This window comes from Curvibacter sp. CHRR-16, from assembly GCF_018474005.1.
Classification (GTDB): domain Bacteria; phylum Pseudomonadota; class Gammaproteobacteria; order Burkholderiales; family Burkholderiaceae_C; genus Allorhodoferax.
In genome coordinates, this window is record NZ_JAHCSH010000001.1 from 704,452 (window position 1) to 718,679 (window position 14,228).

12 protein-coding genes and 1 pseudogene are annotated in these 14,228 nt (G+C 56.1%); 12 read left to right on the plus strand and 1 reads right to left on the minus strand.

Annotation, left to right across the window (positions count from 1 at the left end):
- A complete protein-coding gene (locus KIK84_RS03355; RefSeq protein ID WP_214121536.1) occupies nucleotides 1-1,563 on the minus strand; it encodes a helicase HerA-like domain-containing protein in 1,563 nt (520 codons plus the stop codon).
- Between the two features lie 151 nt (nucleotides 1,564-1,714).
- On the opposite strand from KIK84_RS03355, the gene KIK84_RS03360 reads away from it, so the two are divergent.
- The 12 genes and pseudogenes from KIK84_RS03360 to KIK84_RS16525 all read left to right on the plus strand — a co-directional run.
- A complete protein-coding gene (locus KIK84_RS03360) occupies nucleotides 1,715-2,434 on the plus strand; it encodes a YebC/PmpR family DNA-binding transcriptional regulator (protein ID WP_214121537.1) in 720 nt (239 codons plus the stop codon).
- A gap of 8 nt (nucleotides 2,435-2,442) precedes the next feature.
- Nucleotides 2,443-3,738: a phosphoribosylamine--glycine ligase gene (purD, locus tag KIK84_RS03365; protein ID WP_214121538.1), complete on the plus strand. Its 1,296-nt coding sequence runs from the start codon at nucleotides 2,443-2,445 to the stop codon at nucleotides 3,736-3,738.
- 17 nt (nucleotides 3,739-3,755) lie between these two features.
- Entirely contained in the window at nucleotides 3,756-4,706 is a 951-nt protein-coding gene (hemF, locus tag KIK84_RS03370; protein WP_214121539.1) for an oxygen-dependent coproporphyrinogen oxidase, read from the plus strand.
- Nucleotides 4,703-5,353 carry a nicotinate (nicotinamide) nucleotide adenylyltransferase gene (nadD, locus tag KIK84_RS03375; protein WP_250207697.1) on the plus strand — a complete coding sequence of 217 codons (651 nt, stop codon included), beginning with the start codon at nucleotides 4,703-4,705 and terminating at the stop codon, nucleotides 5,351-5,353. Before hemF ends, nadD begins: the two co-directional genes overlap by 4 nt.
- Nucleotides 5,350-6,120 carry a ribosome silencing factor gene (gene rsfS / locus KIK84_RS03380; protein ID WP_214121540.1) on the plus strand — a complete coding sequence of 257 codons (771 nt, stop codon included), beginning with the start codon at nucleotides 5,350-5,352 and terminating at the stop codon, nucleotides 6,118-6,120. The genes nadD and rsfS overlap by 4 nt, the downstream gene beginning before the upstream one ends.
- Before the next feature lie 7 nt (nucleotides 6,121-6,127).
- Nucleotides 6,128-6,595: a 23S rRNA (pseudouridine(1915)-N(3))-methyltransferase RlmH gene (gene rlmH, locus KIK84_RS03385; RefSeq protein WP_214121541.1), complete on the plus strand. Its 468-nt coding sequence runs from the start codon at nucleotides 6,128-6,130 to the stop codon at nucleotides 6,593-6,595.
- A gap of 1 nt (nucleotide 6,596) precedes the next feature.
- Nucleotides 6,597-7,235 carry a Maf family protein gene (locus tag KIK84_RS03390; RefSeq protein ID WP_214121604.1) on the plus strand — a complete coding sequence of 213 codons (639 nt, stop codon included), beginning with the start codon at nucleotides 6,597-6,599 and terminating at the stop codon, nucleotides 7,233-7,235.
- A gap of 21 nt (nucleotides 7,236-7,256) precedes the next feature.
- The gene (gene rng, locus KIK84_RS03395; protein WP_214121542.1) at nucleotides 7,257-8,756 is read left to right on the plus strand and encodes a ribonuclease G; all 1,500 of its coding nucleotides are present in this window, start codon (nucleotides 7,257-7,259) and stop codon (nucleotides 8,754-8,756) included.
- A complete protein-coding gene (locus tag KIK84_RS03400) occupies nucleotides 8,737-11,262 on the plus strand; it encodes a glycosyltransferase family 4 protein (RefSeq protein ID WP_214121543.1) in 2,526 nt (841 codons plus the stop codon). Before rng ends, KIK84_RS03400 begins: the two co-directional genes overlap by 20 nt.
- Complete coding sequence (locus KIK84_RS03405; RefSeq protein ID WP_214121544.1) at nucleotides 11,259-12,194, plus strand: glycosyltransferase family 2 protein; 936 nt, start codon at nucleotides 11,259-11,261, stop codon at nucleotides 12,192-12,194. The genes KIK84_RS03400 and KIK84_RS03405 overlap by 4 nt, the downstream gene beginning before the upstream one ends.
- A gap of 2 nt (nucleotides 12,195-12,196) precedes the next feature.
- Nucleotides 12,197-13,447 carry an O-antigen ligase family protein gene (locus KIK84_RS03410; RefSeq protein WP_214121545.1) on the plus strand — a complete coding sequence of 417 codons (1,251 nt, stop codon included), beginning with the start codon at nucleotides 12,197-12,199 and terminating at the stop codon, nucleotides 13,445-13,447.
- Nucleotides 13,448-13,628: 181 nt separating this feature from the next.
- Nucleotides 13,629-14,100: pseudogene (locus tag KIK84_RS16525) on the plus strand (transposase); the annotation flags it as partial.
- Nucleotides 14,101-14,228: the final 128 nt, after the last annotated feature.

Genomic DNA, 14,228 nt, shown 5'->3' on the forward strand with positions numbered 1-14,228 from the left:
TCAGCGCCTGCCGCCGCCGAGCAAACTGCCCAGAACCCCGCGAATAATTTGCTTGCCCACTTCGCGGCCAATTTGGCTGGCCGCGCTTTTGATGAGCTGTTCACCCACGCTGGCGCGGCTGCGGCGCGTGCCGCCCAGCAGCATGTCGCCCACGCTGTCCAGTAGCCCACGTTCGGCTTGTGGGGGGGAGCTGTTGGGGCTGCTAGCGGGATTTCCAGAGGGGGTGTTGCGCACGCCGCTGCCGGGCGCATTGCTGGCACTTTGTGCTGCACGGCCTTTGAGGGCTTCGTAGGCCGACTCACGATCCACGGTTTGTTCGTACACGCCTGCCACGAGCGACTGCTCGCGCAGCGTTTGTCGCTGTGTCGGGGTGATGGGGCCTATGTGGCTGCCCGGTGGGCAGATGTACACGCGCTCGGTCACGCTGGGGCGGCCTTGTTCGTCGAGCAGGCTGACCAGTGCTTCGCCCACCGCCAGCTCGGTAATGGCCGTGGCGATGTCCAAGCCCGGATTGGCGCGCATGGTGTCGGCAGCGCTTTTCACGGCCTTTTGGTCGCGCGGGGTGAAGGCGCGCAGCGTGTGCTGCACGCGGTTGCCCAGCTGGGCCAGCACACTGTCCGGAATGTCCAGTGGGTTTTGCGTCACGAAGAACACCCCCACGCCCTTGGAGCGCACCAGCCGCACCACCAGTTCGATACGCTCGACCAGCGCTGCGGGTGCGTCTTTGAATAGCAGGTGTGCCTCGTCAAAGAAGAACACCAGCTTGGGTTTGTCCAGATCGCCCACTTCGGGCAGGGCTTCAAACATTTCGCTGAGCATCCACAGCAAAAAGGTGGCGTACAAGCGGGGTGATTGCAGCAATTGATCGGCCGCCAAGATGTTGACGACGCCTTGGCCGTCCATGGTTTGCATGAAGTCGGCAATGTTGAGCATGGGTTCGCCAAAGAACTGGCTGCCGCCTTGTTCCTCGATCTGCAGCAGGCCGCGCTGGATGGCACCTATGCTGGCAGCGCTGATGTTGCCGTACTCGGTGGTGTAGCTGCTGGCGTGCTCGCCTACGTGCTGGCACATGGCACGCAGGTCTTTCATGTCCAGCAGCATCAGTCCGTCGTCATCGGCAATCTTGAAGACTAGCTGCAGCACGCCAGCTTGCGTGTCGTTGAGCCCGAGCATGCGCGCCAGCAGCAGCGGGCCCATATCGCTCACGGTGGCGCGTACGGGGTGGCCATCGCGGCCGAGTACGTCCCACAGGGTGCTGGGGTTTGCTATAGATTTAGGAGCATCTATAGCACGCTGGGTAAGCATTGCAGCCAGTTTTTCCGATATTTTTCCGGCTTGCGATATGCCGGTCAGGTCACCTTTGACATCGGCCATGAAGACGGGTACGCCCAACTGGGAAAAACCTTCGGCCAGGCTTTGCAGGGTGATGGTTTTGCCCGTGCCCGTGGCACCGGTGATGAGGCCATGGCGGTTGGCTTTGTCCGCCCGCAGCACGCAGCGCACAGAGCTAGTCCCTGTGCCGTGTTGTCCAATCAAGATACCGTTGTCGTCTAAAAATGCCATGGTGTGTTCGCTGTTGCTGGGGTTGCTGCGTTTCAGTGATCGGGTAAAGGTTTGGGGGAGGGTGGGGCAAAAGTACAATCGCACCCTTACGCCCCCGCATCGTTGGGCAATTATTCAACGATTCAAGCAACGCACAAGCAAGAGGATTCTCGTGGCAGGACATAGTAAATGGGCCAATATCCAGCACCGTAAAGGTCGTCAAGACGAAAAACGCGGCAAGATCTGGACACGCATCGTGCGTGAAATCACTGTGGCAGCTCGTCAAGGTGGGGGCGATCCCGCCATGAACCCCCGCCTGCGTTTGGCTATGGAAAAAGCCAAAGCAGCCAACATGCCCGCTGACCGTGTGAAGTACAACGTCGATAAGGCTACCGGTTCGCTGGACGGTATCAACTACGAGGAAATCCGCTACGAGGGTTATGGCATTGGTGGCGCAGCCATCATCGTGGACACCATGACCGACAACCGCGTGCGCACCGTGGCTGAGGTGCGCCATGCGTTCAGCAAACACGGCGGCAACATGGGTACCGAAGGCTCCGTGGCCTTCCAGTTCAAGCATGTGGGACAGTTGATTTTTGCCCCTGGCACCAGCGAGGACAAGGTGATGGAAGTGGCCCTAGAAGCAGGCGCAGAAGATGTGATCACCGATGACGAGGGTGCCATCGAGGTGCTGACCAGCCCTGCCGACTACCAAGCCGTGAAAGACGCACTAGAGGCCGCAGGTCTGATACCGGAAATGGCCGAAGTAACCATGCGGGCGGAAAACACCATCGAACTGAGCGGTGACGACGCCGCCAAGATGCAAAAACTGTTGGACGTGCTGGAAGATTTGGACGACGTGCAAGAGGTCTACCACAACGCTGCACTGTAAGGATGAGCATGAAAGTATTGGTTATAGGCGGCGGTGGCCGCGAACACGCACTGGCTTGGAAGCTGGCCCAGTCTCCCAAAGTCAGCAAGGTGTATGTGGCCCCCGGTAATGGCGGCACCGCGCTGGACAAGCGTTTGGAGAACCTGCCCATCACCGACATCGTGACCTTGCGCGAGTGGGCTCAGGCCAACGACGTGGTGCTCACACTGGTTGGCCCTGAGGTACCGCTGGCTGCTGGGGTGGTGGATGAGTTCCGCGCCCACGGTTTGCGCATCTTTGGCCCCACCAAGGCCGCCGCCCAATTGGAGAGCTCCAAGGCGTTTTCCAAAGCCTTTATGCAGCGCCACGGCATTCCTACCGCGCAGTACCAAACCTTTTCTGACCCTGTGCAAGCCCACGCTTATGTGGATCAGATGGGGGCTCCCATTGTCATCAAGGCCGACGGTTTGGCCGCTGGCAAGGGCGTGGTCGTGGCCATGACCTTGGCCGAAGCGCACGAGGCAGTGGACTTCATGCTGGTGGACAACACCTTGGGCGTGCAGCACAACGCCGATGGCGCGCGCGTGGTGATCGAAGAATTTTTGCAAGGCGAAGAAGCCAGCTTCATCGTCATGGTCGATGGCAAGAACGTGCTGGCGCTGGCCACCAGCCAAGACCACAAGCGACTGCAAGACGCCGACCAAGGCCCCAACACGGGCGGCATGGGCGCTTACTCGCCCGCGCCTGTGGTGACGCCCGATGTGCACGCCCGTGCCATGCGCGAGGTGATTCTGCCCACCGTGCGCGGTATGGAGCAAGACGGCATTCCGTTCAGCGGTTTCTTGTACGCAGGCTTGATGATCGACGCCAACGGCCACCCCAAGACGCTGGAGTTCAACTGCCGCATGGGTGACCCAGAAACCCAGCCCATCATGATGCGTTTGAAGAGCGATTTCTTTGATGTGCTGATGGCCGCCACCGAACCCGGCTTGCACGGCAAGCTCGACACCGTGGAGCTGGAGTGGGATCGCCGCACCGCGCTGGGCGTGGTGATGGCGGCACATGGTTATCCGCTCAACCCCCGCAAGGGCGATGGGGTCACCGGTTTGCCTACCCAAGAAATGGACGATGCTGCGGTGTTCCACGCCGGGACTACCCAAGTAGATGGGCAGATCCGCACCAGCGGCGGCCGTGTGCTGTGCGTGACAGCTCTGGCCGACAACGTGCGCCAAGCCCAGCAGCGTGCTTACGAAGTGGTGCACAGCATCCGTTTTGACGGTATGCAGTACCGCTCGGACATTGGCCACCGTGCTGTGAAAGCTTAAGTCTGACCTTCCCGCACATGACGAGTAGTAGCCCTGCATCCAGCCGTAGCGCAGTTGTTCGCAGCTACCTGCTGGACCTGCAGCACCGCATCACCAGTGCCATTGCGGCACTCGATGGTGGAGCGGCATTTGCCGTAGACAACTGGCGCAAAGAGCAGGGCGAGTCTCTGCAAGGTGATGGCTGCACGCAGATTCTGGAAGATGGGGCGGTTTTTGAGCGCGCGGGCTGCGGCTTTTCGCATGTGCGCGGCCCCAAGCTGCCGCCCAGTGCCACCCAACACCGGCCAGAACTGGCTGGAGCCCCCTTTGAGGCCATGGGCGTGTCGCTGGTGTTTCATCCGCGCAACCCCTACGTGCCCACGGTGCACATGAATGTGCGCATGATCTGCGCCTTGCCCACTGTCGGTGAGAAGGCGGGCCATGAAGTGTGCTGGTTTGGTGGTGGCATGGATTTGACGCCGTACTACGGCTATGCCCAAGACGCACAACACTTGCACCAAACCTGCAAAGACGCGCTGGAGCCTTTCGGGGCCGACTTGTACCCGCGCTTTAAGCGCTGGTGCGATGAGTATTTCTTCTTGAAACACCGCAACGAACCACGGGGTGTCGGTGGCGTGTTTTTTGACGACTTTTCTGAGCTGGGTTTTGAGCGCAGCTTGGCCATGATGCAAGCCGTGGGCAATGCCTTTTTGCCCGCCTACCTGCCCATCGTGCAGCGCCGCATGCAGCAGGCCTATGGCGAGCGCGAACGCCAGTTCCAGCTCTACCGCCGTGGTCGTTATGTCGAATTCAACTTAGTCTGGGACAGGGGCACGCACTTTGGCCTGCAGTCGGGCGGGCGCACAGAGTCGATACTGCTCTCCATGCCACCGATGGCCAGTTGGGCTTACCAACGCGAGTGGGAAGCGGGTAGTCCCGAAGCGACTCTGGTGAGCGACTTTCTGATGCCACCCAAGGATTGGGTTTGAAGCAGGACGCACACATGCCGAGCTGGGGTATTTTGGGCGGGGCATTTGACCCGCCGCATACAGGCCATGTGGCGCTGGCGCAAACGGCGGTACAGGCCTTGGGCTTGGAGCGTTTGCTCGTCATTCCCACAGGGCAGGCGTGGCACAAGACTCGCCCCTTGAGTGCTGGTCAGCACCGCTTGGCCATGTGCCAGTTGGCCTTTGCCAGCGTTCCCCAAGCGGTGGTGGACGACCGTGAGCTGCAGCGCAGCGGCCCCAGCTACACGGTGGATACCCTGCACGAACTGTGCACACAACACCCCGGCGTGCAGTGGAAGCTCATCATTGGACAAGACCAAGCAGAGCGCTTGCACACGTGGCACCGCTGGCAAGATATACTGCAGATTGCTACAGTTTTTGTAGCTGTAAGAGCAAGTGGGGCGGGCTCTGCAGGCCAGTTGGCATTGAATACCATTCCCTTGGCGTTTGCCCACCACATACTGCCCATGGCGCGGGTGGATGTGAGCGCCACCGCCATACGCGCTGCGGTGCAAGCAGCAGCGCCCACTGCCACAGACTCTATTTCCGCACTGGTAGGCCCTGCTGTAGCAGGGTATATTGCGGCCCATCATCTTTACCAAGGCCTGCAAGCAGGCATCTCTGCATGAGCACAACCAACGCCAAAAAAGACGTCCAGAAACTCCAACGCGCCATCGTCGATGGTTTGGAGGACGTGAAAGCCCAAGACATTGTGGTGTTTGACACCGAAAACCTGAGCCCGCTGTTTGAGCGTGTCATCATCGCCTCCGGTACCAGCAACCGCCAAACCAAGGCCTTGGCCCAAAGCGTGATTGACTCGGTGAAGGAAGCTGGTTTTTCCAAACCCCGCGTCGAAGGCGAGGCCAACGGCGAGTGGATCATCGTGGACTGCACACAGGCGGTGGTGCACATCATGCAGCCCACCTTTCGCCAGTACTACCACTTGGAAGAGCTGTGGGGTGAAAAACCCGTGCGCATCAAGCTGGGGGCTGCCAAGCCCGTAGCCTCTGAGGCGGCACTGGCTGCCAAGGCAGAGAAAAAAGCCAGCGCTGACAAGGCTGCCAAAGCCGCTACCGGTGCTGGTGGTCTCAAGCGCAGCACGGCCGCCAAGACGGCAGCCAACGCTCCGAAAAAAGCGCCCGCCAAAGCCCCAGCGAAAAAAGCGGCAGGCAAAGCACCTGCCAAAAAAGTAGCTGCTAAGAAGGTAGCAAGCAAGAAACCCGCAGCCCCGGTGCAAAAGTTGGTGGTGAACAAACCCGTAGCCAAGAAGGCTGCTCCAGCTAAAAAGGCCACTGCACCCAAAGTCGCGGCCTCTGCCAAGCCGGCAGCTAAGAAAGTAGCGGCCAAAAAGGCGGTGGTGAAAGCCCCAGCCAAGTCCAGCAGCCGCAAGGCTTGATGCCGCTGTGCGTCTGGTGGTAGTGGCCGTAGGCCAGCGTGTGCCCGACTGGGCGCAAACAGCGTGGGAAGACTACGCTAAGCGCTTTCCGCATGAACTGAAGGTCGAACTCAAAGCCGTGAAGACGGAGCCGCGGGGCTCCAAGTCTTTAGAGGCTTTGTATGCGGCTGAGCGGGTGCGCATGGAGGCCGCTATCCCCAAGGGAGCCCGGGTGGTAGCACTCGATGAGCGCGGAACCGCCCTGACTACGGTGGCATTGGCGCAGCGTTTGAAGGACTGGCAGTTGGGCGGCACCGATGTGGCGCTCTTGATTGGTGGACCCGATGGCATTGAGCCCGCTTTCAAAGCGGCGGCGCATGAGCGCATCCGCATTTCCGACTTGACGTTGCCGCACGCCATGGTGCGTGTTTTGTTGGTTGAGCAGCTATATCGGGCGTGGTCTATTAACGCCAACCACCCTTACCACCGTGAATGAGATGGCCGACTTTATTTATCTGGCGTCGCAAAGCCCGCGCCGCCGCGAATTACTAACGCAGTTGGGTGTAGCCCACGAACTGCTGTTGCCAGATGCCCATGAGGACGCTGAAGCGCTGGAGGAGCCAATGGCCTGCGAACCCGCGCGCGAGTATGTGCAACGTGTGACGGGCCTCAAGTTTGTTGCAGCCAACGAGCGTTGGTTGCGCCGCCAGGCCGAGCAGGGTTTGGTGCGCCAGCCTATTGTGTGTGCCGATACCACTGTGACCATGGATGGGCATATTTTGGGCAAACCGCGTGACGCGGAGCATGCGGCCCAGATGCTGCGCCGCTTGAGTGGGGCGACCCACACCGTGTACACCGCGATTGCTGTGGGCTGGCCCGAGAGGGATATCCATGCCTGTAAGCCAGTACAGTTGCTCAGCAGTTCGGTGGTACACATGGCCACCATGGGCGAAGAGGATATTGCAGCCTATGTGGCCAGTGGCGAGCCCATGGGCAAGGCCGGGGCTTATGGCATTCAGGGCCGTGCGGCGGCGTTTATTGCGCGTATAGAAGGCTCGTATTCGGGCATCATGGGCTTGCCTTTGTACGAAACTGCTCAGGCACTGGGACGCTTGGCTTGGCCCGTAGCGCGCTGATACACACACTCTGGACTACGCATGCAACAAGACATCCTGATCAACTGGTCACCCCAAGAGACGCGCGTGGCTGTGGTGGAGCACGGCGCTGTGCAGGAACTGCATGTGGAGCGCACGCTCGAGCGTGGTTTGGTGGGCAATGTGTACTTGGGCAAAGTGGCTCGGGTGTTGCCAGGCATGCAGTCGGCGTTTATCGATATTGGACTGGAGCGGGCTGCGTTTTTGCATGTGGCCGATGTGTGGCATCCCCCGGTGGAGGGCGAGAATCTCAGCACTTCACGGGCAACGCAGCCCCAGATTCCAATTGAGAAGCAGGTGTTTGAAGGTCAAGCGCTGATGGTGCAGGTCATCAAAGACCCTATTGGCACCAAAGGGGCTAGGTTGTCCACGCAAATTAGCATTGCAGGGCGTTTGTTGGTGTTTTTGCCGCAGGATGACCATATTGGCGTGTCGCAAAAAATACCGCTGCAGCAGCGCGATGAGTTGCGCAACCGTTTGCAGGCCTTGGCCCATACGGTAGACCCCAGCAATGGCAGTGTCCAGGGGGGCGGTTTTATTTTGCGTACCAATGCCGAGGACGCCTCGGATGCGGAGCTGGCCGATGACATCGCCTATCTGCGCAAGACGTGGGCGCGCATCAAGCATGGGGCCACCCAAGTGCCACCGCCGAGTTTGCTGCACCAAGACTTGAACCTGCTGCAGCGGGTACTGCGCGACTTGGTGGGCGAGGGTACGCAGAGCATTCGGGTGGATTCGCGCGAGCAGTACGAGGCGCTCAAAGCTTTTGGGCAGGAGTACATGCCCACGGCGGTGCACAAGCTGCAACTCTACAAGGGCGAGCGGCCGATTTTTGACCTTTATGCCATCGATGAGGACATCAGCAGGGGCTTGGCGCGGCGGGTGGATTTGAAATCGGGGGGCTACCTCATCATTGACCAAACCGAAGCCCTGACCACGGTGGACGTCAATACCGGTGGTTTTGTTGGGTCACGCAATTTCGAGGATACGATTTTCAAGACCAACTTGGAGGCGGCGCAGGCTATTGCGCGCCAACTGCGGTTGCGCAATCTGGGCGGCATCATCATCGTGGACTTTATTGATATGTCGCGTTTGGAGCACCGAGACCAAGTGTTGTCGGAGTTGCGCAAGCAGTTGGCACGCGATCGCGTGAAGACCATGATTGGTGGTTTCTCGCAATTGGGTTTGGTGGAGATGACCCGCAAGCGCACCCGTGAGTCGCTAGCGCACATGCTCAGTGAGGCTTGCCCAGTGTGTGAGGGCAAAGGTTCGGTGAAAACCGCCCGCACGGTGGCCTATGAAATTCTGCGCGAAATCCTGCGCGAGGCACGGCAATTCAATCCGCAAGAGTTTCGCGTGGTGGCATCGCCCAAAGTGATTGAACTGTTTCTGGACGAAGAAAGTCAGCATTTGGCGGGCTTGTCGGAATTTATTGGCAAGCCGGTATCCTTGCAGTCGCAGGCTGAGATGTCGCAGGAGGACTATGACATCGTCCTCCTTTAATGGTTTGCACGCAGCGGCGTCGGCGGCCGAGCGGCCTCAGCCACCGCAGCGTCTGAAGATTGCGGTGTTGTCGCGCAATTTCAGTCGCACCGGGGGCGGGGCAGAGACTTATGCCATAGCCGTTGCCGAGGAACTGGCGCAGCGGCATGAGGTGCATGTGTTTGCGCAACATATTGCGCACGAGCACCCTGCGATGCACTACCACCGCATCAGCCAACCATTGGCTAGACCGCGGTGGATCAATCAGCTGTGGTTTGCCTATACCACTTGGCGCGCTACGCGGCAGGGCTTTGATATCGTGCACTCGCACGAGAACACATGGCATGGAGACATTCAAACCGTGCACGTACTGCCGGTGCTGCATACGCTGTTTGCTGGATTGGGTGTTTGGCATAAGGCTTGGCGCAAGTTCCAAGTGCTCACCAGTTGGCGTTTGTCTGCGTATTGTTGGCTGGAAAAAAAGCGTTTTGCCGCACAAACTGGGCGCACTGTGGTGGCGGCATCACCCTTGTTGCTGAACACGGTGCGTGGGTGTGCACAGAGGGTTCATCGGCGTTTGCCGAACATGACTGCCATCGCTCCTGGTGTGAGCGGCCCGCTTGGTTTGGTAACAGAGGCGCAACGCAGCAGTGCTCGTGAACAATTGGGTCTGTCACTGGCACCCAGTACACAACTAGTACTGTTGGTCGCCAATGATGCTGTCCGCAAAGGCATGCCGCAGGCCTTGCGGGCTTTGGCAGTAGGGCCCGCTCACATCCATTTGTTGGCTGTGGGGCAGGGGGAGCACCATGCCAGCATGCGTGTGCTGGCACGGCAACTGGGCGTCGCCGAACGGGTGCATTTTGTGGGGCGACAAACGAATATGCCCATCTGCTACCAAGCTGCAGATGCCTTGCTGCACCCAACGCTGGAAGACAGCTATGGCATGGTGGTATTGGAAGCCATGGCGCAGGGGTTGCCTGTTGTGGTCAGTGGGGCCCAGCATTGCGGCATCAGCCATGAGTTGCAGCACGGGCACACAGCATGGCTGGTGCAGGACCCCATGGATGTGGCGGCCATTGCCCAAGGCGTGGCAGCGGTTTTGTACGATGCTGCATTGCGCGCGCAATTGCAAGCGCAAGGTGTGCACTTTGCACAAGCGCGTACTTGGCAACTAGCTGCACAAGCCTATGAGCGGTTGTATGCGCAAGCTTGGCAAGCCAAACATCCGCGTGAGCGCTGGTTGGTGTTGGCGCATGCTTTCAATATGGATGGCCGTGCTGCCAGCCAAACGGTGACCGATAAGCTGCCCCATTTGGAGGCGGCAGGCATTGAGTTGGTGGTGCTCAGTGGCGTATCGGGCCGCAAAGACAGGCATTTTGAACACTATCAAGTGTGGCCAGCCTTGGCTGCTGGTGTGCGTTTTGAGTTGCGGCATGTGCTGCGTCGGCATATCGACAGTCCTGTCCTCTACCGCTTGGCCATGCTGCTGCCATCGCTGATTCTGTTTCCTTTTTTGCTGGCAGAAAAGCTGCTCAAGCCCATCGAGAGCAGTTGGTCTTGGTGGATCAGCAGCTACGTGGTGGGGCGTTTTCTGGCCAGCAGGCGGCGCTTTGACCGCATTTATTCGTCGGGTGGAGCTTTTGCCGCCCACCTGGCAGGCCGCGCATTGCAGCGCAGCTTGGGCTTGCCCTGGTTGGCCGAGGTGCATGATCCGTTCATAGTGCCGGGCCATACGCCCACCACTGCGCAAGAAAAGGCCCAAGCCCGGGTAGAGCAACTCATTTGCACACACGCCGATGCAGCGGTGTGGTTTACCCAGGCTGCGCTGGACAGCGCACGGCGCAGGCACCCGCAGCTGGGGGAGCGTGGCCACATGGTATTGCCCGGTATTGATGCTCCTTTTGAGGTGATGCCGCCCTATGTGCGGGGTGACAGGATGGTGATTGGCCACTTTGGCTCGCTGTCGGCGACGCGCAATTTGGTGCCTGTCATTGCTGCCTTGGAAATACTCATCCAAAAGCATCCCGAGTTACGCCAGCAATTGGAATTGCAGGTGACAGGCGGGCCACTGGATGCAGTATCACAAGCTTGTTTGGAGCAATCCTCGGTACAGGATATGGTGCGCCATTTGGGGCGAATAGAGAAAGATCCCGCAACGGGAATGTCTGGGCGTGAGCAAATACTGCGTCGCATGCGCAGTGCTGACGTTCTGCTGCTGCTGCACGGCATAGAGCCGATTTGTGCAGAGTACATTCCATCCAAGTTGTATGAGTATTTGTGGATGCAGCGGCCGATAGTGGCGACCGTGCACCAACACCCCCAAATGACGCAATTGCTGCAAGAGCATGGGCATTGTGTCGTCGAGACTGGGCATGCTGGCATGGACTCGGTTGCCGTGCAGTTGGCTAGCGCTGTGGAGCGTTGTTGGGAGCAGTGGATTGGCAAAGGCCTGTCCGATAACGGTATTGCCAGCCCTTACACCACAGAATTTACGGTGCAGGGCATGATGGGTGCAGTGTTATGAAGCCAGTGCTTTCTTTGGTGGTTTTGGGTTACCGAAATTTTGATGCGGTGACAAAAAACTGTTTGGAATCTTTGCTACCTTGGGCTGCTTCGGCGGCTGTAGAAATATGGGTTGTCGATAACGGCTCTCCAGATGACTCAGCAGCCAAAACACGCGCTTGGTGTGAAGCACATCCCGGTTTTCGGTGTCTGATCAGCAAAAAAAATTTGGGTTTTGCCGGAGGTATGAATTGGGGGGCTAGCCACGCCCAAGGTGATTGGCTGCTTTTGGTGAACAACGACACGGTGTTTCCTGCTTTGGCTTTGGATGCATTAGAGCTAGTTGTGCAAAATGCCCCTCCCAAAGTAGCCATGCTGGGCCCGGTTACCAATGCGGCAGGCAATGGACAGCGCTTGTGGAAACCAGAGGCAGACCATGCGCAATGGCTGCAGATTGGAAAGCAATTGCATGAAAACCCTAGCAAGCAACTTATGCCAGCCTACCGCTGTGACTTTTTCTGCATTGCAATCCGGCGCACTGTGTGGGAGCAGTTAGGCGGGTTAGATACGGTGTTTGGTTTGGGCTACTACGAGGACTTCGACTTCAGCCTTCGTTTGCGCAATGCAGGCTTTGAGCAAAAGATCACCGAAGATGTATTCGTTTTGCATGCAGGAAGCGCTACTTTTCAAGGTAGCAAGGAAGCAAGGGCGCTTATTAAGAAAAACAAAAAACTTTTGCAAAGTAAGCACCCTAACGCACGCTTTGAGCATACCCGGATGGGGAATCTAGCCGTTTTGGAAGCTTATGCTGTCCTAAAGCAGCAAAATCAATGGAGTGACGCCTTGGCTGTGCGCAGAGCCTTGCGTGTGGCAGCTCTTGTTGCTGACGCACCCCGGAGTTTGATTAAGCGCTGGCTCTGGGGGCGGAGGGTTAAATATTTAAATATTTTTTAGCTATGAAAATTTTAAAAATACAAGAAGCGGCCAAATTTTTTATATTGTTGGTCCCGGTTTTTTCCCTTTCCATCCCTCATTGGGGGTCTGCTGCTTCTATTGTTGCCGTATTTTTTATATCTTTATGCTTGTTTTTTGGTAAAGAAAATTGGCGCAAAAATGATATTTTTGATTTTATTGTTTTTTTTGTTTTTTCTGCTTATGTTTTGGCTATTTTATTTTCGCAAATAGCAAGAAATGATTTTTCATATAAAGCATATCTGGAACATTGGAGATGGCTTCTTGGGTGTTTTTTTTATTTGTATTTCCGAAAATTTAGTTCTGTCATGGAAAAGAAAATAGATTACATTTTGATGGCTGCTATATTTTCTAATTGCATTGCGTCTTTTTTTATTATGCCCAGCCATCAATGGGGTACAGGCAGGAAGACAATCGAATTTATTGATCCAATTGCATACGGGTATCTTAATTTTTCTTTGGCTGTCATGCTTTTAATTTCTTTGGCTTTTGATTTCAAAAAGAGAGATTTTGGAATTGTTTTGTTTGCAAAATTGTCTTTTGTGGTGCTTGGCTTTTTTATTTCGATAATGACGCAAAGTAGAACTGGTTGGCTTGCATTTCCTGTTGTGTTTTTCGTTTTTCTGTTTGTAATTTATGGATTTAAATTGCGATGGATTGTTTTTTCATTTGTTGCGTCAGTTTTATTGAGTGTTTTGCTCTACTTCTCATCGGATATCGTTCATTCGAGATTGGATACGATGTTTAATGAGTTGTACAGTTATCCGTGGTCAGGTGGTATAGCTGACGAAACTTCTGTTGGGATACGTATAACTCTTCAGCGTCTTGGTTTTTATTACTTTTCTCAGAGTCCTTTTTTTGGTTGGGGCGATAAGGGGTATCTTGTTATAAAAGACTCTCCGTATGTATTGGGTTTCTCTAGTCAGTCACAGCGCGATATTGCTTTTGATGCTTTGTTTCACAGTGAGTGGGTAACGCAGAGTGTTCGCTATGGGTTGCTTGGTTTTTTTGCAACATCTATTGTTTTTTTATACCCAGCTTTCGCTTTTCTGAAAAATGGAATTCTTTGTAATAAGTTGACAGCTATGGTTTTTGTTTTTTTGATTGTTAATCTTTTTGCTTCGCTAACATATGAGACATTCGATTCAAAGCTTTTTGTTGTATTTTATTCTTATTTTATTGCTGTGGGGTTATCAGCTATTCCAAATAGGCGGTTGAATTTTTCGAATTTTTGATAAATTTTAAGTAAGTGGCGTGCTTTATGTTGGCGGTTTCAAATCTGAAGTGCAACACCATGGATAAATGATGAACAGGTTAGTGAATGGTAGCGTCCTTGCGCTGCTCTATAGCCTGCAGGTAATCCCCCCGCAAAACCACGGGGGTGAGAAGTAGAAATTTCTCGAAGAGAATTTCTACATGAAGAAGTCCAAGTTTTCCGACAGCCAGATCATGGATGCGCTCAAGCGCGTTAAGTCTGGCCTACCTGTTCCAGACCTTTGCCGCGAAGTCGGTATCAGCACGGCGACCTTCTACAAGTGGCGCGCATGAAGGAGCTTGAAGAAGAGAACCGGCGGCTCAAGAAGATGTACATCGAGGAAAAGCTCAAGGCCGAGATCGCTGCCGAGTACCTCGCAAAAAAGTAAGTCGGCCGTCTCGCCGCTGCGAGATGGCCAAGGAAGTAGTCGCTCAGCGTGGCATCAGCATTGGGCTGGCCTGCCGGGTGTTCACGGTCAGCGAGAGCTGCTACCGCATTGATGCCAAGCTCAATGCAGATAATGCCCGGATTGCCCAGTGGTTGTTGCGCCTGACGGACAACAACCGCAGCTGGGGCTTCGGGCTGTGTTACCTGTACCTGCGCAACGTCAAAGGCCTGCAGTGGAACCACAAGCTGTATTGACCCAGTAAAAAACTGCTCAGGTGTTATCTTTGAAGGAAACACAGATGAGCACACTGATGGAAGACGAGATCAAACGCTGGACAGCCAAGCGCAAAGCCGCTTTGGTCATGGAGATTATT